The following is an 18,582-nucleotide window of genomic DNA, read 5'->3' on the forward strand; positions in this document are numbered from 1 at the left end:
TCACAATTTGCCATCCGCCAAGAGAGCACCCCATGGACACTTTGCAAAACATGCGCGCCTTCAGTTACGTGGCCGAGGCCGGCAGCTTCACCGCCGCCGCCGTACAACTGGACACCACCACGGCCAACGTCTCGCGCGCGGTCTCCAACCTGGAGGCCCACCTGCAAACCCGCCTGCTCAACCGCACCACCCGGCGCATTGCCTTGACCGAAGCGGGCAAGCGCTATCTGTTGCGCTGCGAGCAGATCCTGGCCTATGTCGAAGAAGCCGAAGCCGAGGCCAGCGACGCCCACGCGCGCCCGGCCGGGCAACTCAAGGTGCACACCATGACCGGCATCGGTCAGCACTTCGTCATCGACGCCATCGCTCGCTACCGCAAGACCCACCCCGACGTGACCTTCGACCTGACCATGGCCAACCGTGTGCCGGACTTGCTCGACGAGGGCTACGACGTGTCCATCGTGCTCGCCAGCGAACTGCCCGACTCGGGCTTCGTCTCCCAGCGTTTGGGCATCACCTACAGCATCGTTTGCGCATCCCCCGCCTATGTAAAAGCCAACGGCTGCGCGCAGAAGCCCAGCGACTTGCTCAATCACATGTGCTTGCGCCTGGTGAGCCCGGTGATCCCGCTGGAAAAGTGGGCTTTCGATGGCCCCGAAGGCCAGGAAATGGTCACCATCAACAGCTCACCGTTCTTGGTGAACTCCGCCGACGCGATGAAGACAGCGATCACCAGCGGCATGGGGGTTGGGGTGTTGCCGGTGTATGCGGCGATTGAAGGGCTGCGCAACGGTACGCTGGTGCGGGTGATGCCAAAGTACCGCTCGCAGGAATTGAATCTGTATGCGATTTACCCGTCGCGGCAGTATCTGGACGCGAAGATCAAGACCTGGGTCGAATACTTGCGTGGATCGTTGCCGGAGATTCTGGCGGCGCATCAGGCGGAGTTGGCGGCGTATGAATTGAGCGGCAGCTTGGGTGGGGCTCGGCTGGCGAACTGATTTCACGGTCCTACAGACACGGTGGTTTTTGGGGAGGTTTCCGACAAGTTTTGGCGGTTGTTGCGTCGGAAGCGAAGTGGGTAGGCTTTGTGGGTCGCTGGCAATTCAGCGATCGGGCCTGGAAAACCCGAAGTATAGGATCACAGCAAATGACATAATGCGGCGCTTTTGTAGCTCCACAGTTATGGCGGCTGTGCGTGGGAGACCTTCGGGTCTGCCGGGTTTGATCCTTTACCGGTTTTTCCAGTCCGCGTACAGCTGCCACCCTTTGTCTGGAAAACGAAAAAGTGGCAGCTCCTCAACTTTAAGGATCTTTGCCATGTTTAAAGCCACACCGAATCCGCCTCAGGCGGACGACACTTCCCCCTACGAATCCCTCGATTCCAAGAAACTCAACGAAGCCGCCGAACGCGCGCTCGACCACTACCTCAAGCCTCCACCCAAACAACCCGAAGGCCGCAAACCAAGCAGGATGTTTCAGGTCGCCCCGGACATGGACAACGAAAGCCTGCTGGCCCATGTCTGCGAATCACTGGCCTCGGCCAGCGTCATGACCAGCGACATCGCCGCCTATGTCGACGCCCCGCAGCGGCACACGCTCCTGGCGATCCAGCAAGTCATCATGCTGGCCGAACTGGCGGTGAACCGGGTGCTGGATAACGTCGACATACCGAAACCCGCGCCACATAGCTGACGCATTGTAGGAACGACCTGTGGCGAGGGGGCTTGCCCCCGTTGGGCTGCGAAGCAGCCCCAAAATCTCTGGTGGTCCAAAGATATTGTGAGTGCTACGCACTCAAACGGGGGCAAGCCCCCTCGCCACAGGTCGTTCCTACAGTTTTGGATGGCGTACACCCTCGCATAATGTCCGCGAAGAATGTTAGCTTGCTTGGCAATCTCCACGCCCGACGAGCCCCTCTCCAATGAAAAAAACCGTCCTCGCCTTCAGCCGCATCACCCCGCCCATGATCGAACGCCTGCAACAGGATTTCGATGTGATCGTGCCGAACCCGAAAAACGGCGACATCGCCGCCCAGTTCAACGAAGCCCTGCCCCACGCCCATGGCCTGATCGGCGTTGGTCGCAAACTCGGCCGGGCGCAACTGGAAAACGCCAGCAAACTGGAAGTGGTGTCCAGCGTCTCCGTCGGCTACGACAACTATGACCTCGCCTACTTCAACGAACGCGGGATCATGCTCACCAACACCCCCGACGTGCTCACCGAAAGCACCGCCGACCTGGCCTTCGCCCTGCTCATGAGCAGTGCCCGCCGCGTCGCCGAGCTGGACGCCTGGACCAAGGCAGGCCAATGGCAAGCCACCGTCGGTGCACCGTTGTTCGGCAGCGATGTGCATGGCAAAACCTTAGGCATCGTCGGCATGGGCAACATCGGCGCGGCCATCGCCCGTCGTGGTCGACTGGGCTTCAACATGCCGGTTATCTACAGCGGCAACAGCCGCAAGACCGCACTGGAACAGGAACTCGGCGCACAGTTCCGTAGCCTGGATCAACTGCTGGCCGAAGCCGATTTCGTCTGCCTGGTGGTGCCGCTTAGCGAAAAAACCAGGCACCTGATCAGCCACCGCGAACTGGCGTTGATGAAACCGAGCGCCATTCTGGTGAACATCGCCCGTGGCCCGGTGGTAGACGAGCCGGCGCTGGTCGAAGCGCTGCAAAACAACCGGATTCGTGGCGCCGGGCTGGACGTCTACGAGAAAGAACCACTGGCTGAATCACCGCTGTTCCAACTGAAAAACGCCGTGACCCTGCCGCATATCGGCTCGGCCACGCACGAAACCCGCGAAGCCATGGCCAACCGTGCGTTGGCTAACTTGCGCAGTGCCTTGTTGGGTGAAAGACCGCAGGATCTGGTGAACCCACAAGTGTGGAAAGGCTGATCAAAAAGGGCGGGTGTTTTAAACACCTGCCTGCTCTCGGCATATTGTCGACTTCATATTGCCGTTGCTGATTTATATCGCTATCAGAATCGAGCGCTGAGTTGTTCAGCGCTCGGTCAAAGCATCAGGCCAATTTGCCGCTTCCCTGCACCATCGGTGCCTTGGGCTTACGAAACACCAGCACATTGCCCAACATCACCAGCACCAACCCCACCAATGCCGGCGCCGTCCATTGATAGCCCTCGGCAAACGCCGACACATTCAGCGCCACCACCGGGAATAACACGGTGCAATACGCCGCCCGCTCCGGCCCCATGCGCCCGACCAGCGTCAGGTAGGCGGTGAAGCCGATCACCGAGCCCGGAATCACCAGGTACAGCAACGAGCCGATGTAACGGGCGTTCCATTCCATGTCGAACGGGATACCTTTGACCAGGCACCACACCGACAACATCGCTGCGCCATAAGCCATGCCCCATGCATTGGTGGTCAGGGGTTTCAGGCCGGCCCTCTGCTGCAGACTCGACAGCATGTTGCCCGCCGAGAAGCACAAGGTTCCGAGCAACGCCAGGGCCAACCCGAGCAAGGTTTCCGGGCTGGCGGTATGACCGGCCAGCTCCGGCCAGAACAACAGGCCCAAGCCGAGCAAGCCCAACGCACCGCCCATCAACACGTTTCGAGCGATTTTCTGGCCAAAGAACACCCGCGCATTGAAGGCGTTCCACAACGTGGCGGTGGAAAACACCACGGCGACCAGACCACTGGGGATCCACTGGCTGGCGGTGAGGAAGCACATGAAATTGATACAGAACAGGCACAGCCCCTGCGCCAGGCAAATCAGATGCCCGCGACGGTTCATCACTTGCAGACGCCGGCTAAGCAACAACATCACGAACAGCACCAGCGCGGCGAGGCCGAAGCGATAGACGATCGACACCGGAATCGCCACCACGCCCAATTGCCATTTCAAGGCAATCCAGGTGGTGCCCCAGATCAATACGGTCAGCAGGTATAGCGAGAGGTTCATGGTGAAGACTCCTGAATAGGCCTTCAGTGTCCGGCGCGCCCCCCTTTTTCACTTGCATAAACTTGCGCTTTTGTCGGCCCGCAGGCTGGCAGGCCAGCGTCTACGGAGTAGGATGCAAGGCGTTGGAGAGAACCGATCATGGCCGCACTGGAAACGTTGCAAGTCTTTCAAGCCCTCAACCGCTCGCCCAATGCTCGCCTGGAGCACAGCGCCGAGCTCGGTGACGGCATGGCTGCGGCTTTGTGGAGCAACCACCATGACGCCCAGGACTACGAAGCGCCGAGCCATCACACTTTGTCGTGCTACATCGCCGGCGGCACCGGCACCTTTCGCCGCGACCAGCCCGGCACCAAGGGCGGCCCGGACAAGCTGTGCATTCTGCCGGCCGACCATCAGTCAGGCTGGGTGATCAACGGCGACATTCGCCTGGCCCACCTGTATTTCAGCCCCGAACAATTTGCCCTTGGTTGCGTCACGTTGCTGGATCGCGAGCCACGGGAATTGCAGTTGCGCGAGCGCACGTTCCTCGAAGACCCGCAGCAAGTACGGCACTTTCGGCAGTTGATCAGCCTCAACTGGGACGAACCCGGCGAACGCCTGCTCACCAGCAGCCTGGCCCACGAGATGCTCAGCCACGCCTTGCTCAGCCAGGTTGGTGTGCGTCAGGGCTTGCGCCTCAAGGGTGGATTGGCGGCGCATCAGCGGCGGCAGTTGGCGGAGTTCATCGACAGTCAGTTGGCGGAGGCGATCAGCCTTGGACAATTGGCGAGCTTGTGCGCGCTGTCGGAATATCACTTTGCGCGGATGTTTCGTGTGAGCTTCGGCTTGCCGCCGCATCAGTATGTGTTGGCGCGGCGTCTGAGGCGCGCGCGGGAGTTGTTGCGCGCATCGTCGCAGCCGTTGGGGGAGATTGCGCTGGCGTGCGGGTTTGCCAGTGCGAGCCATTTCACCAACCGGTTTCGACAGGCGTTGGGGGGGACGCCTGGGGAGTATCGGCAGGCGTTTTTACGCTAGAACAAAGAGTAAAAGATCACAGCCTTCGGCAGCTCTCGCGCCAGAAACAAAACGGGCCTGCAATCGCAGGCCCGTTTTAATCAGGAAGGTAAAAGGTGAATCAGGCCTCAGCCATTGAGCGCAGCCTGTTCGTTCTCGAGAAACTCATCCTCAAGCAGCGCATCGGCATGAGCGCCCCTATCGAACGGCACCACAGCGGCGCGTGGTTTGCCGCGTAATTTGCCAAACATATGCTCCAGCGCATGTTCAAGTTTTTCGGCTGCCCCGTCGATCGCCAGTTCCAGGGAGTCAGCTTTATGGGTGACGGAAATCGGTTGATGGCCTTTTGGCCGCGCTTCCAGCTGGCAGCGCATGTCATGGGGACCAGGCTTGTCGCCGTTCTCGTCCCGCAGATGGACCTCGACGCGGGTCAGGTCCTCTTCATAACGTTCGAGCGTGCTCTCAATGGTAGTACGTACCCACTCCTCCAGTCGTTTACTGCTTTGAATATGGTTATCGCTATTGACTTGGATTTGCATAGTTCTTCCCTTATTTCAGCTAGCTCGCAAGAGGCGCATCGGCTGGCCCTTGGGCGTCATCACCGCAACCTCTTGGTTACACAATCGGTGTGTGCGCGGAACATTTCAAGCCCTAAAAAAAGATAAATATTCATACGCAAAAAAAGCCGGACAACGAGCAAAAGCGCTGTTAATGTCGGGAGTTGGGTCGGCCCTGTCTTCAGTCACAAATGGTCACATCTGCCGCTCCCCCCAACGGATGCAGGTCACGAAAAATCCCCGCCTCTTCCACCAGCCAGTCATGCACCGCGCGCACGCCCGGATGGCTCAGCGCACCCGGCGCGTAGAGCAGCACGTAGCGCTTGTGATTAGGCACCGCCAGGCCAAACGGCACGATCAACGTGCCCCGTTCCAGCTCATCGTTAAGCAGCGTTCGCCGCGCAATCGCCACGCCCATCCCGGCAATCGCCGCTTCGATGGTCAGGTGATTGCGGTTGAAGGTGTGCCCGCGCCGCACGTCCGCGCCTTCGAAACCGATGGCATTGAGGTAAAACTCCCATTCCGCGTACTCGTAGCTACCGCGCCACGCGGTGATGTCATGCAACAACGGGAAGTGCATCAAGTCTGCCGGGCCGTGCAGCGGCGGCCGCCCTCGCAACAGGCTCGGGGCGCACACCGGAAATATCTGCTCGTCGAGCAAGGCTGTGGATAACAATCCGGGATAGCTGCCGTCATTCAGATCGATCGCCAGATCGAAATCTCCCTCGTGCAACGGCACGCTGCTGTCCTCCGCCACCAGACGCAATTGAATGTCCGGAAAACGCTGCTGCAAACGCGGCAAACGCGGGGTCAGCCATTTGCTCAGGAACGAGGGAATCGAACGCACCCGCAAAATCCCGCTGATCATTCCCGCATCCAGTCGTCGCAATTCTGCGTCGATGCTGCCGTAAGCCTCGTTGACCGTAATGGCCAGGCGCTGGCCTTGCGCACTCAATTCCACGCCACGGGCGCGACGGTGGAACAGGCGAAAACCCAGCCGCTCTTCCAGTTGCCGAATTTGCTGACTGACCGCACCCGGCGTGATGTGCAGTTCTTCGGCGCAACGGGTGAACGACAGGTGCCGCGCGGCACAGGAAAACACGTGCAGCCAGACATAAGTCTGGGCGTGCAATTGACGACTCATCGTTTAGTCCTGCTAAAGGCTGTCTTAGGAAGTTTCGTTGGTCACGTAGGACCCAGGTAGGCAGTATCGCCGACATTGCGCTTGGCCTACAAAAATGGCGGCGATTTCTCTTCCATTGCTTGTATAGGCTTTAGCATGGCTATCAGTGTTTTCGATCTCTTCAAAGTCGGCATCGGTCCGTCCAGTTCCCACACCGTCGGCCCGATGCGCGCTGCAGCGACCTTTGCCCAAGCACTGATTGAGCAGAATTTGCTGGCCGCCGTCCGTCGGGTCGAAATCCGGCTTTACGGTTCGCTTTCAGCCACCGGCGTCGGCCATGCCACCGACCGCGCCTGTGTCATGGGCCTGATGGGCGAATGGCCGGATAGCATCGACCCGACCACCATCGATTCGCGTATCCAGCACCTGCGGGAAACCGGCAAGCTGTCCCTGGCCGGCAAAGCGACCATCGCCTTCAACTGGCAGCACGATCTCCTGCTGCTCGACGAGAGCCTGCCCTACCACCCTAACGCCATGTCCCTGACAGCCTTCGGCGAAACCGGTGAGCTGTTCGAGCAGACGTACTACTCGGTGGGCGGCGGTTTCATCATCGACGCGGCCGAAGCCGAGTCCGGCATTGCGCCGGCCAGCGACGTTGTGCTGCCGTACGATTTCTCCAGCGCCGCCGAATTGCTCAAGCTCTGCAAACAGAACGGTCTACGGGTGTCCGAATTGATGATGGCCAATGAATTGGCCTGGCGCAGCGAAGCCGAAGTCCGTCAGGGCCTGTTGCACATCTGGTCGGTAATGCGCGAGTGCGTCGAGCAAGGCTTGCGTCACGAAGGCATCCTTCCCGGCGGTCTGAATGTTCCCCGCCGCGCCGCGAAATTGCATCGCAGCCTGTTGGAAATCGGCAAACCGAACGTCATCAGCTCCACCCTGTCGGCCATGGAGTGGGTGAACCTGTTCGCCCTCGCCGTGAACGAAGAAAACGCCGCGGGCGGACGGATGGTCACCGCACCTACAAACGGGGCGGCGGGGATCATTCCGGCCGTGCTGCACTACTACATGAAATTCAACCCGGACGCGTCGGACGATGACGTCGTGGCGTTCTTTTTGGGCGCGGCCGCCGTAGGCATTCTCTGTAAGAAAAACGCTTCGATCTCCGGTGCCGAAGTCGGCTGCCAGGGTGAGGTCGGCTCGGCCTGTGCCATGGCCGCCGCCGGTTTGGCCGACGTGCTCGGCGCCACCCCGGAACAACTGGAAAACGCCGCTGAAATCGGCCTGGAACACAACCTCGGCCTGACCTGCGATCCGGTCGGCGGTCTGGTGCAAGTGCCGTGCATCGAGCGCAACGCGATTGCCGCGGTGAAGGCGATCAACGCCACGCAAATGGCCCTGCGCGGTGACGGCAAACACTTCATTTCCCTGGACCGGGTGATCCGCACCATGCGCGATACCGGCGCCGACATGCACGACAAATACAAAGAAACTTCACGGGGCGGCCTGGCGGTTAGCTGGGTGGAGTGCTGAGGAGCATTTCCTGACCGTTCGCAACACGTGAGCCCGAGCAAAAACAATAACGAGGCGATAACGATGACCGAAACACGTACACCAGCTGCCGATAATCCCGCTGTAGACCTCACACGCAGTAGCGAAATAACCCACAAAGGCTGGAGTAAACACGACACCACCTGGATGCTTGGCCTCTATGGCACAGCGATTGGCGCCGGCACGCTGTTTTTGCCGATCAACGCCGGCGTGGGTGGTTTCTGGCCGCTGCTGATCCTGGCAGTGCTGGCGTTTCCGATGACATTCTTTGCACACCGCGGTCTGACTCGTTTCGTGTTGTCCGGCCGTTCCGGGGACATCACTGAAGTGGTGGAAGAACACTTCGGCATCGGTGCCGGCAAGCTGATCACGCTGCTGTATTTCTTCGCGATTTTCCCGATTTTGCTGGTGTACAGCGTAGCGCTGACCAATACCCTGAGCAGCCTCATGGAACACCAGTTGCACATGACGCCACCGCCTCGGGCGATCCTGTCACTGGGGCTGATTCTCGGCCTGATGGCCATCGTCCGTTGTGGTCAGGGCGTCATCGTCAAATGCATGAGTGTGCTGGTTTACCCGTTCGTCGCGGCATTGCTGCTACTGGGCATCAGCCTGATCCCGAACTGGAACGGCGCGTTCTTCGCCACCGCCAGTGAAGGCATGCCGCTGCCGCTGTTCTTCAAGACCTTGTGGCTGGCGATCCCGGTGATGGTGTTCTCGTTCAACCATTCGCCGATCATTTCCGCCTTCGCCGTCGATCAGAAGCAGCGTTACGGCAAGCAAGCCGAACGCAAAAGCAGCGGCATTCTGGCGATTGCTCACGCCATGATGGTCGTCACGGTGATGTTCTTTTGCTTCAGCTGCGTGCTGGCGTTGTCCCCGGCTGATTTGGCCGCAGCGAAGGCGCAGAACATTTCGATCCTGTCGTACCTGGCCAACCACTTCCAGACGCCGGTCATCGCTTACGCCGCGCCGCTGATTGCACTGGTGGCAATCACCAAATCCTTCCTGGGCCATTACATCGGCGCCAGCGAAGGCTTTCAGGGCCTGATCGTGAAAAGCCTGCGTGGCCGTGGTCGAGTCGTCTCCGCCGGCTGGCTGAACCGCCTCACTGCGCTGTTCATGATCCTCAGTTGCTGGGCCGTGGCGACCTTCAACCCGAGCATCCTGGGCATGATCGAAACCCTCGGCGGGCCGATCATCGCCTGCCTGTTGTTCCTGATGCCGATGTACGCCATCCGCCGCGTGCCGGCCTTGCGCCAGTACTCGGGCCAGGCCTCGAACGTGTTCGTGGTGTTGGTCGGTCTGATTGCACTGTCTGCGATCATCTATTCATTTATGCCCTGAAACGGGCAGGCAAAAAGAAGGCGGGCCAGAGTGCCCGCCGTTTTTTTGCCGTAAACATTGTCCGACAGTTTTTCCGGCATGCCCCTTGCTATCTCCCTTGTGCGGCACGGAAGAAAGCGCATGAACATGGAAGGCCGGTGGTCTGGTATTGCGAACTAATCCCGATCACAGCCGTCAACAACTGCACGTTCAATCAGGCGGTGACGCATTATGGACAACCCTTTTCAGCTCATTACCGATGCTTTTGCAGCGGATTATCAAATCAACCTGAGCATCCAGGGCCTGGACGGCAGCATCATGCTGACCCTCTCCAACGCTGGCCGCGTGGTGGCTAAACGGATGATCAGCGCCGAACAACGCAATGACCCCAAGCGCCTCAAACGCCTGGTGCAAAGCATTCAATTCGGCATCGCCATCGAACAGGGTCAATGCGCCGTGGCCATCCTCGAAGCCATGACCGACGGCGACAACCGTAAGCTGCCGCCGCCACAGGCCAAAGCCCGGCCCCGACCTGAAATCGGGTATTAAAGTTCGCCCTTCTCCACTTCGGGATGTTCACCGGAACCCGCACCGATCTTGCGTTGCGGGTGTTCGATCTTCACCGAAGGAAATTGCGACGAGGCATAACGCACCACCAGAATCGAAAACGCCAGCAGCAGGATCCCGCCGCACAGGTAGATGATCCCCAGGTCCGGCGGATTGTGGTGCGAGACGTTGGAGATCAGCAGCCGTGTCAGCGCGGTGATCGCCACGTAGATCAGGAACCGCACCGGCATGTGATTGGTCTTGAAGTAAATCCCGACCATCGCCCCCAGTTCCAGGTAGATGAACAGCAACAGGATGTCATCGATCTTGATGTGCCCCTGCTCCAGCATCCCGATGAACTCCATGACCGCCGCCCAGGCAGTCACCGCACCGATGGCGAACAGCGCCAGGTAGTGGAAGGTCTCGACGAACAGGTTGCCCAGGGACTCGGCCAGTTGGTGCACGTTCTGCCGCAGGTTCTCGGCCCAGTTGATTTTCACGATGATTGTTCCTTAGCTCGGTTCGAGCGGATGATGCGGGTTGGACGTGACGGTTGTTCTGCATGCAGAAAAAAGGCCAGGGGTTGCCTGCCACATGATGGCGAGGTGCTTTAAAACACGCTCCGTGGCGTTTGGTCGCAGGTCAACACCAAACCTGTAGCCGCGAATGGAGCGCCACCGTTCACCTGACAAACCCCGAATCCGGTCTACATTAAAAAGCCACTACCCAAAGCTCAGGGATTCGCTTATCCTTTTCGCTGTATATAGATACAGTAGTCGCAAAGACAACTAAATGTGAAGGCATGTGAGGTGGTGAATGGCCGTCGAAGTGGTATACCGCAGCAGCCGAGATCTGGAGCGCTTGTTCATGGATAAAGCCGAAGCTGACCGTCATGACAAAATGCTCGAACTGGCCGAATTGCTGGCTGAAGTGTTGCAAAAAGCCGTTCCGTCCCTGACCGAGCAGCAAGTGGAAGAAGCCGGGATCTACATGGCGAAGAACCGCGACGTGTTCGCCAAGGCGTTCAAGAGCCAGCCGGACGCACTGTCCGAATTGCTCAACGTGCCGGCTGAAGTCGCTAAACCTGTTGAAGTGGCTGCACCTGTTGAAGTGGAGCAAGCTGAGCCGACCAAGCCAGCCAAAGCCGCCAAGACGCCGAAGTAAGCAATGCCCGAATTGAATAGGCCCTGAGTCCAATGGCTCAGGGCCTTTTTCATGCTCGCAGAAAATCAGGCGTCAGGCTGCTCCAGTGCGTCGACCAACGCCTTGAAGAACCGCGCCGCCTCGCCGCCGGTGACCACGCGGTGATCGAAGGTCAGGGACAGCGGCAGGATCGGATGCACCGCCACCGCCCCCTCGACCGCCACCGGTTCATCGCGGATCGCCCCGGCGGCGAGGATCGCCACTTGTGGCGGCACCACCACCGGGTTGGCGTAGCGACCGAACAAGGTGCCGAAATTCGACAGAGTCAGGGTCGCACCCATCATTTCCTTGGGCGGAATCGAACGCGCCTGCACATCGGCGCGCAGGCGCATCACACCTTCTTTCAAATCCGCCGACGTGCGATTGCCGACATCGCGCAGCACCGGCACGAACAAACCGTCCGGTGTATCCACGGCAATGCCCAGGTCGAGCCGTTCGTGTTGTTTGAGCGACAGGGTTTTGCCATCGAAGCCGCTATTGAGCACTGGCTCCACCGCGCAGGCCGCCGCCATGGCTTTGGCCAGACGAATCAGTGGTTCTCGCGCCTGCCCCCAGCGATGCAGATCGGCATCGCCGAAAATCGTCACCGGCACCACTTCGGCATGGGACCTGGCCATGTTCAGCGCCATGCTGCGCCGCACACCGCGCAGCTTCTCACCGCCGAAACGCTCGCGTTCCGTCTGGGCCGCATTTTCCACATCGCTGCGGGTGATCTGACCGTCCTGGCCGGAGCCGACCAAGGCGCTCAGTTCAACGCCCAGTTGTCGCGCCAATTGACGCACTGCTGGCGTGGCGCGGTTCGCCAGGTATTCGCGGGTCGAAGGCGCGGTGCCGATAAAAAAGGCATCCTCCTGATTCGTGCCGCCGCCCTCAAGCCGTCCGACCACGGTGCCCGCATCCGCTTCGCCTTCGTAACCGAGCAACGGCTCCCCCACATGCAGGATGTCGCCCTCGCCGCCGAAGGTTTTCGCCACCACGCCGTCGTAAGGCGCGGGAATGTCCACCAGCGCCTTGGCGGTTTCCACCGACACCAGCAATTGGTCAGCCTTGACGGTATCGCCGACCTTGACGTGCCAGCGGACGATTTCCGCCTCCTGCAAGCCTTCGCCCAGATCCGGCAGTTTGAAATATTTCATCGCAATCTCCTCGGCCTCTGGCGTTTCTTCAAGAGCTTCTTCAGGCGTGGCGCAACACGGTGTCACAGGCGTGAAGAATGTCCTCGACGCCAGGCATGTACAGCGATTCCAGTCGATACAGCGGTGGCGGGATGTCCGGCGCGGTGACTCGCTGGATCGGTGCCTGCAACTGCAGAAACACCCGTTCGTAGAGACTGGCGGCGATTTCCGCGCCGACCCCGCAGGAGCGCGGCGCCTCATGCACGATCACGCAGCGACCGGTCTTGCGAACCGAGGCCTCCATCGTGTCGAGGTCCAACGGTTTGATGCTGGCGACATCGATCACTTCCGCCGAGATGCCCTGCTCGGCCAACGCCGTGGCGGCTTGCAGGGTTTCCATCACACTGGCGCCCCAACTGATCAAGGTGATGTCGCTGCCTTCGCGCAGGGTGAAACAGCTGTCCAGCGGCAGGCGTTTGCCGTCATCCAACAACGGTTGCGGGTTCATGCGATAGAGTCGGGTCGGTTCGAGAAAGATCACCGGGTCCGGGTCGTCGATGGCCGCGAGCAACAAACCATAGGCCCGAGCCGGCGAGGACGGGATCACCACCCGCAACCCCGGAATGTGCGCGAACAGTGCTTCGGTGCTTTCGCTGTGATGTTCCGGCGCACGAATCCCTGCGCCCATCGGCGAGCGCAGCACCATCGGGCAGGTGAGCCGCCCGCGCGTGCGGTTGCGCATGCGACTGGCGTGGGACACCAGGTGCTCCATGGTGGCGTAGATAAACCCCATGAACTGGATTTCCACCACCGGTTTCAAGCCTTGGGCCGCCATGCCCACTGCCAGCCCGCCGATCATGGTTTCGGCCAGCGGCGAATCGATTACCCGCTTGAAACCAAAGCTGTCGCGCAGGCCCAGCGTGGCGCGAAACACGCCACCGTTCACCCCGACGTCTTCACCGAGGACGATAACGTTCTCGTCCTCGCGCATGGCCCGATGCAACGCCAGATTCACCGCCTCCAGCAGCGTTACCTTACCGTTACTCATGGCCCGAACCTCCCGTCCGGCGCGCCACTCGTTCGAGGAAGTCTTCACGCTGCTCGGCCAGGGCTTGTGGCCACTGGGCGTAGACATGATCGATCACTGATGCCGGCGCCTGCAGGCCCGCCGCTTCGAAGTTATCCACAGCAACCTGCACCAACCCCTGGCATTCGCTGATCAGCGCCTGCTCGCGACTTTCATCCCACACGCCCTGCCCGACCATGAAACGCTGCAGACGTTTGATCGGTTCTTCGAGCCAGGCTTGCTTGACTTCGTCCGCCGACCGGTAGCGTGTGGCATCGTCGGCCGTGGTGTGATCGCCGAGGCGATAACTCAGGCATTCGAGCAACACCGGGCCTTTGCCGTGGCGCGCCCGTTCGAGGGCCGCTTGCACGCGGTCATACACGGCGAGTATGTCATTGCCGTCGACTTGCTCGCCGTGGAACCCGGCGCCAATGGCTTTCTGCGCCAACGTGGGAGCACCGCACTGAATGCGTCGCGGTACCGAAATCGCCCATTGGTTGTTGTTGATCATGAACACCACCGGCAACTGCCAGGCGCCAGCGACATTGAGGGCCTCGAGAAAATCACCTTTGCTGGTGCCGCCATCGCCGCAGGTGGTGACGGCAACCCGATGCTCGCCACGGATCTTGAATGCGCTGGCGACGCCGCAGGCATGCAGGGCCTGGGTGGCAATCGGCACACAGATCGGGAAATCCTGCGCCACCGCCGGGTCGACAAAGTCGCTGCCACGCTCATCGCCGCCCCAATACAACAGGATTTCTTCCATGCGCACGCCACGCATCAGTTGCACGGCGGTGTCGCGGTAATACGGGATCAGCACGTCTTCGGCGTGCATCAGGCTGCCGACCGCAACGCCAATGGCTTCCTGGCCCAGGGTCGGCGCGTAGGTACCGATGCGCCCGGTGCGTTGCAGGGCGACCGCTTTCTGGTCAAAAAGGCGGGTCAGGACCATCTGCCGATACAAGCGCGTCAACAGATTGAAGTCGTCGGCCCAGGGAGGGAGATCGCAGAGCACCTGGCCGTCAGGGGATAAAAAACGGGTGTAGGGCAGCTCAACCTTGTGAAGCATCACAGGGCTCCTGGCACGCGGGGTCGGCGTGCGATTGTCAGGCCCGACGTTTGTGGCGCAGGGCTTGGGGAGCAAGTTGGCCGGATAGGCACTCACTCCTTTATCGATTCAAACGTTTACCGGTACAGCACTTTCTCTGCCAACTCATCCGCTACCCTGGCCGGAGAACGTTTTTCCGCCTGGGCATGGGCAAAGACTTCGGTCAGCCGTGAACTGATTTTCGACAGGTGCGCGGTGATGGTCGTCAGCTCTTCCCCACGGTGTTTGAGCGACACGTAGATCAGCCCGCCGGCGTTGATCACGTAATCCGGCGCATACAGAATGCCCCGGCGTTCCAGCTGATCGGCGACTTCCAGATGGGTCAGTTGATTGTTTGCCGAACCTGCGACCGCCGAGCAGCGCAGCTGCGTCACGCTGGTCCTGTTAAGCACACCGCCCAAGCCACAAGGCGCGAGAATGTCGCAAGGGGTGCTGAGCAGCGCTTCGTTGGCGATCGGATGAGCGCCCAACTGCTCCATGGCCAGTTGTACTTTGCCGTGATCGATGTCGCTGACCAGCAGCTCGGCGCCGGCAGCGTGCAGCTGCTCGGCCAGGGCATAACCAACATTGCCCAGGCCTTGAACGGCAATGCGCAGCCCTTCCAGATTATCGCTGCCCAAGCGGGCCATGGCGGTGCTGCGGATGCCGGCGAATACGCCCATGGCGGCATGCGGTGCTGGGTCCCCCGCAGCGGTGGTGCTGGTGACGAATTGCGTATGTTGGGCGATGCAGTCCATGTCCGCCACCGAGGTGCCGGCGTCGATGGCAGTGATGTAGCGACCGTCGAGCTGATTGATCCAGCGCCCGAACGCTTCGAATACAGCGGCGCGGTTTTCCACATGGGCCGGGCGAATAATCACCGCAACGCCACCGCCCTGAGCCAGGCCAGCCAGGGCCGCCTTGTAACTCATGCCTTGGGCGAGGCGCACAGCATCCTCGATCGCGGATTCATCGCTGGGGTAGGCAAGGTAACGACACCCGCCCAAGGCAGGTCCCAGGCGGCTGTTATGGATGGCAATCACCGCCTTCAACCCGGTGACCGGATCGACGCTCAGGTGCAGCGATTCAAGGCGAGTGCTTTGCATGAGAGCGAACATCGTAGGGCTCCCGAATCACTTCTTGTAGTCGCCAGTATAGGCTTGCGCACAAAAATTGCAGAAGCGCACAGGAATAAGCAGCGCGGCTTTAAAGGTTTTCGGACATAACCTGTTACGGCCTGTGTTCAGTACTGGACGAAAGCCTGCGACGGGGCTAAAACGAGGCATTCCCCGGAGATTTTGATGACCCCGCGCCAACGCTTTTTCGACTTTCTGCAACGATCACCGCCCGCGCTGTTCGAGGCGGCGTTGTGGATCGCCGCCGAACACGATAAAGAGCTGAATCCCGAAACTGTGCTGGCGGACTTCAAGGACCTGCAACAGAGGGTCAGTTACGGATTACCGATGCTGCCAGTAAATGAGTTGGCGCAACCGTTGTTGCGGCGCATGAATGACCTGGGGTTCGCCCAGGACGACTTCACGCCCTTGCGCCCGCAAGTGGCGTTGCTCCATAAAGTGCTGGAACGCCGGCGCGGTCAGCCGTTGGCGCTGGGCCTGATTGCCCTGGAGCTGGCCAGAAGACTGGAAATCCCCATGGTCGGGGTCAACTTCCCCGGGCATTTCCTGCTGCGGGTGCAAGGCGCCGATCACCTGCTCGACCCGTGCGGCGGGCGCCGGCTGTACCCCAACGATTGCCGTGAACTGCTGCAACGCCAGTACGGTCCGAACATGCAGCTCAGCGCCGAGCATTTGCAGACCGCCGAACCTGCGCAGATGCTGCAACGGCTGTCACGCAACCTGCGCCAGTTGTACCTCACGAACGATGACTACATCGACGCCCTGATCGACGCCGAGCGCGTGCTGGAGCTGGGCAACGCCAACGCCTCCGACTACCTGGCCCGGGCCAGCCTCTATCAACGGCTGGATTGCCCGAATGCCGAGCGTTTTGACCTGGAACACGCGCTGCTGCTCTGCGACGACCCGATCCAGCGGATTCGCCTGACAGAAAGGTTGGGGCACTTGCCGCCCAACGCCATCGTCCACTGATCCCACAGGGGGCACTGTGACGCCATCAAGGGGTATCGGGCTGGTTCGCCGGATGCGCCTTGATGAACGCCGGATGTTGCGCCGCCAACGCTGCCACTCGACGAATACGCGGGTAGGCGTCCAGTGAAATATTGAAACGCTCGGCCGCATACAGCTGCGGGATCAGGTAAACGTCCGCCAGCCCCGGTCGATCGCCGAAGCAGTAACCGACATCACCGATCAACTGCTCCACCGTCGCCAACCCTTGGCTGATCCAGTGACCGATCCACTCGACCACCTGCGGCTCATCGTGCCCCAACTGCCGCAGCTTATTGAGCACGCTGACGTTATGCAGCGGGTGAACGTCGCAGCCGATCACCGCCGCCACGCCACGCTCGTGGGCGCGGGCGGCGAGGTCTTTGGACAGCAGCGGCACCTGTGGATAACGTTCCTCCAGGTACTCGATGATCGCCGGTGACTGAATCAGCAATTCACCTTCGTCGGTGCGCAAGGCCGGCACCCGGCCTTGCGGGTTGATGCCCAGATATGCCGGCTGGCGATGTTCGCCCCCCTGCGGCGCGATCAGGTTGATCGGCAGTGCCTGGTAATCCAGCCCCTTCAACGCCAGCGCAATGCGCACCCGGAAAGACGAGGTCGAACGGTAATAGGTATAGAGTTCCATGGGCCGATCCTCTTAGCGCGCCGGCAGCACTTTGCCGCGGCATTCGCCGAAACCGATGGAAGCAAAACCCTCACGGCTGCAACGTCCCCGCAGGATGATTTCGTCGCCATCCTCGAGGAATTTACGCACCTCGCCCGAGGCCAGTTCGATCGGCTTTTTACCGCCCTCGGTGATTTCCAGCAGGCTGCCGAACTGACCGCTTTCAGGGCCGGACAACGTGCCCGAACCGAACAGGTCGCCGGCCTGCAACTGGCAGCCGTTGACGCTGTGATGCGCCACCATCTGCGCAACGGTCCAGTACATGTGTTGGGTGTTGCTGAGGGTCAGGCGATGGGCCGGCAGATTCTGTTCGCGCATCGATTCGGTCAGCAGCAGCACTTCGAGTTCGATGTCGAAGGCACCGGCCGCCTGATCACGTTTGTCGAACAGGTAAGGCAGCGGCTGCGGGTCGCCTTCCGGGCGCGCCGGCTGCGCACGACGGAACGGTTCCAGCGCTTCGGCCGTCACCACCCACGGCGAAATGCTGGTGATGAAACTCTTGGACAGGAACGGCCCCAGCGGCTGGTATTCCCAGGCCTGGATATCCCGCGCCGACCAGTCGTTGAGCAGGCAGAAACCGGCGATGTGATCGGCGGCGTCACCGATGGCGATCGAGTCACCCATGGCATTGCCCGGACCGATCCAGATACCCAGTTCCAGTTCGTAATCCAGGCGTGCGCACGGGCCAAACGTCGGCTCGGTCTGACCGGCCGGCAGGGTCTGGCCTTTCGGACGCCGCACGTCGGTGCCGGACGGGCGAATGGTCGAGGCGCGGCCGTGATAACCGATCGGCACGTACTTGTAGTTCGGCAGCAACGGGTTATCCGGGCGAAACAGTTTGCCGACATTCTGCGCGTGCTCGATGCCGACGTAGAAGTCGGTGTAGTCGTTGATCTTCGCCGGCAGGTGCATCTGGCAATCCGCCGCCAGCGGCAGCAGTTTTGCGCCTTGGGCTTCGATCTTGCCGTGCAGGGTGCTGCCTTCCTTGAACAACTCGATCAAGCGTTCACGCAGGGCGACGCGAGCCTCGCGACCCAGCTCGAAAAATGCATTCAACTGGCCGCCACGGGTGGCTTCGACGGCGGTCCGCGCGGCACCGTCGTCGAACAGCCCGGCATCGAGTGCCGCTCCCAGATCAAAGATATGGTCGCCGATCGCCACGCCACTGCGCGGCGCTCCGCCCTTCACGCTGAACACACCCAACGGCAGGTTTTGCAGCGGGAAATCCGCGTGGCCGTTGGCGGAGGCAACCCAGCTACGAGTGATGGAAGTCTGAGTCATGGA

18 protein-coding genes and 1 pseudogene are annotated in these 18,582 nt (G+C 60.7%); 9 read left to right on the plus strand and 10 right to left on the minus strand.

The genetic code is table 11. The annotated features are described in order from the left end of the window. Positions 1 to 32 precede the first annotated feature (32 nt). The 3 genes from FFH90_RS25645 (at position 33) to FFH90_RS25655 (ending at position 2,899) form a co-directional block, all read left to right on the plus strand. Entirely contained in the window at positions 33 to 1,001 is a 969-nt protein-coding gene (locus FFH90_RS25645) for a LysR family transcriptional regulator (RefSeq protein ID WP_018927142.1), read from the plus strand. 319 nt (positions 1,002 to 1,320) lie between these two features. Beyond that, positions 1,321 to 1,695 (plus strand): DUF6124 family protein, encoded by a 375-nt coding sequence (locus FFH90_RS25650; RefSeq protein ID WP_138866292.1) that lies wholly within the window; start codon positions 1,321 to 1,323, stop codon positions 1,693 to 1,695. 229 nt (positions 1,696 to 1,924) lie between these two features. Next, positions 1,925 to 2,899 (plus strand): D-glycerate dehydrogenase, encoded by a 975-nt coding sequence (locus tag FFH90_RS25655; RefSeq protein ID WP_018927144.1) that lies wholly within the window; start codon positions 1,925 to 1,927, stop codon positions 2,897 to 2,899. A gap of 124 nt (positions 2,900 to 3,023) precedes the next feature. Here FFH90_RS25655 and FFH90_RS25660 read toward each other — a convergent pair whose 3' ends face one another. After that, positions 3,024 to 3,926 carry a DMT family transporter gene (locus tag FFH90_RS25660; protein WP_018927145.1) on the minus strand — a complete coding sequence of 301 codons (903 nt, stop codon included), beginning with the start codon at positions 3,924 to 3,926 and terminating at the stop codon, positions 3,024 to 3,026. Positions 3,927 to 4,064: 138 nt separating this feature from the next. Here FFH90_RS25660 and FFH90_RS25665 point away from each other — a divergent pair, with 138 nt between their 5' ends. Then, positions 4,065 to 4,940 carry an AraC family transcriptional regulator gene (locus tag FFH90_RS25665; RefSeq protein ID WP_138866293.1) on the plus strand — a complete coding sequence of 292 codons (876 nt, stop codon included), beginning with the start codon at positions 4,065 to 4,067 and terminating at the stop codon, positions 4,938 to 4,940. A 107-nt stretch (positions 4,941 to 5,047) separates the two neighbouring features. Here the strand turns inward: FFH90_RS25665 and FFH90_RS25670 are convergent, their stop codons facing one another. Together FFH90_RS25670 and FFH90_RS25675 are read right to left on the minus strand one after the other, a co-directional pair. Continuing rightward, on the minus strand, positions 5,048 to 5,458 hold the full coding sequence (locus FFH90_RS25670) for an HPF/RaiA family ribosome-associated protein (protein ID WP_064620217.1): 411 nt from the start codon (positions 5,456 to 5,458) through the stop codon (positions 5,048 to 5,050). 199 nt (positions 5,459 to 5,657) lie between these two features. Beyond that, complete coding sequence (locus FFH90_RS25675; protein WP_018927148.1) at positions 5,658 to 6,620, minus strand: LysR substrate-binding domain-containing protein; 963 nt, start codon at positions 6,618 to 6,620, stop codon at positions 5,658 to 5,660. A gap of 135 nt (positions 6,621 to 6,755) precedes the next feature. Here FFH90_RS25675 and FFH90_RS25680 point away from each other — a divergent pair, with 135 nt between their 5' ends. From FFH90_RS25680 to FFH90_RS25690, 3 genes are all read left to right on the plus strand, one after another. Continuing rightward, entirely contained in the window at positions 6,756 to 8,132 is a 1,377-nt protein-coding gene (locus FFH90_RS25680) for an L-serine ammonia-lyase (protein ID WP_138866294.1), read from the plus strand. Positions 8,133 to 8,195: 63 nt separating this feature from the next. Then, positions 8,196 to 9,497, plus strand: coding sequence for a serine/threonine transporter (locus FFH90_RS25685; protein ID WP_138866295.1), 1,302 nt, complete (start codon positions 8,196 to 8,198; stop codon positions 9,495 to 9,497). A 210-nt stretch (positions 9,498 to 9,707) separates the two neighbouring features. Then, the gene (locus tag FFH90_RS25690) at positions 9,708 to 10,025 is read left to right on the plus strand and encodes a DUF3509 domain-containing protein (RefSeq protein WP_018927151.1); all 318 of its coding nucleotides are present in this window, start codon (positions 9,708 to 9,710) and stop codon (positions 10,023 to 10,025) included. Here FFH90_RS25690 and FFH90_RS25695 read toward each other — a convergent pair. Beyond that, positions 10,022 to 10,522: a phosphate-starvation-inducible protein PsiE gene (locus tag FFH90_RS25695; RefSeq protein WP_018927152.1), complete on the minus strand. Its 501-nt coding sequence runs from the start codon at positions 10,520 to 10,522 to the stop codon at positions 10,022 to 10,024. The two genes, FFH90_RS25690 and FFH90_RS25695, sit on opposite strands and share 4 nt — an antisense overlap. A 316-nt stretch (positions 10,523 to 10,838) precedes the next feature. Between FFH90_RS25695 and FFH90_RS25700 the strand changes: the two are divergent. Then, positions 10,839 to 11,078: pseudogene (locus FFH90_RS25700) on the plus strand (YebG family protein); the annotation flags it as partial. Between the two features lie 173 nt (positions 11,079 to 11,251). Here the strand turns inward: FFH90_RS25700 and FFH90_RS25705 are convergent. The 4 genes from FFH90_RS25705 to FFH90_RS25720 all read right to left on the minus strand — a co-directional run bounded on the left by FFH90_RS25705 (position 11,252) and on the right by FFH90_RS25720 (position 15,611). Then, positions 11,252 to 12,361 carry a dihydrolipoamide acetyltransferase family protein gene (locus tag FFH90_RS25705; RefSeq protein WP_018927154.1) on the minus strand — a complete coding sequence of 370 codons (1,110 nt, stop codon included), beginning with the start codon at positions 12,359 to 12,361 and terminating at the stop codon, positions 11,252 to 11,254. Between the two features lie 40 nt (positions 12,362 to 12,401). Then, positions 12,402 to 13,388, minus strand: a complete 987-nt coding sequence (locus tag FFH90_RS25710) for an alpha-ketoacid dehydrogenase subunit beta (protein WP_086944719.1) — start codon at positions 13,386 to 13,388, stop codon at positions 12,402 to 12,404. After that, a complete protein-coding gene (pdhA, locus tag FFH90_RS25715) occupies positions 13,381 to 14,475 on the minus strand; it encodes a pyruvate dehydrogenase (acetyl-transferring) E1 component subunit alpha (RefSeq protein WP_111454325.1) in 1,095 nt (364 codons plus the stop codon). Before pdhA ends, FFH90_RS25710 begins: the two co-directional genes overlap by 8 nt. 116 nt (positions 14,476 to 14,591) lie before the next feature. Further along, a complete protein-coding gene (locus tag FFH90_RS25720; RefSeq protein ID WP_018927157.1) occupies positions 14,592 to 15,611 on the minus strand; it encodes a Glu/Leu/Phe/Val dehydrogenase dimerization domain-containing protein in 1,020 nt (339 codons plus the stop codon). A gap of 183 nt (positions 15,612 to 15,794) precedes the next feature. Here FFH90_RS25720 and FFH90_RS25725 point away from each other — a divergent pair, with 183 nt between their 5' ends. Beyond that, positions 15,795 to 16,598 (plus strand): SirB1 family protein, encoded by an 804-nt coding sequence (locus FFH90_RS25725; protein ID WP_138866296.1) that lies wholly within the window; start codon positions 15,795 to 15,797, stop codon positions 16,596 to 16,598. A gap of 25 nt (positions 16,599 to 16,623) precedes the next feature. On the opposite strand, the gene maiA is transcribed toward FFH90_RS25725, so the two are convergent. Further along, entirely contained in the window at positions 16,624 to 17,259 is a 636-nt protein-coding gene (maiA, locus tag FFH90_RS25730; protein ID WP_138866297.1) for a maleylacetoacetate isomerase, read from the minus strand. A gap of 12 nt (positions 17,260 to 17,271) precedes the next feature. Next, complete coding sequence (gene fahA / locus FFH90_RS25735; RefSeq protein WP_018927160.1) at positions 17,272 to 18,579, minus strand: fumarylacetoacetase; 1,308 nt, start codon at positions 18,577 to 18,579, stop codon at positions 17,272 to 17,274. Positions 18,580 to 18,582 lie beyond the last annotated feature (3 nt).

Origin of the sequence: Pseudomonas sp. ATCC 43928 (assembly GCF_005938665.2) — a bacterium.
GTDB lineage: Bacteria > Pseudomonadota > Gammaproteobacteria > Pseudomonadales > Pseudomonadaceae > Aquipseudomonas.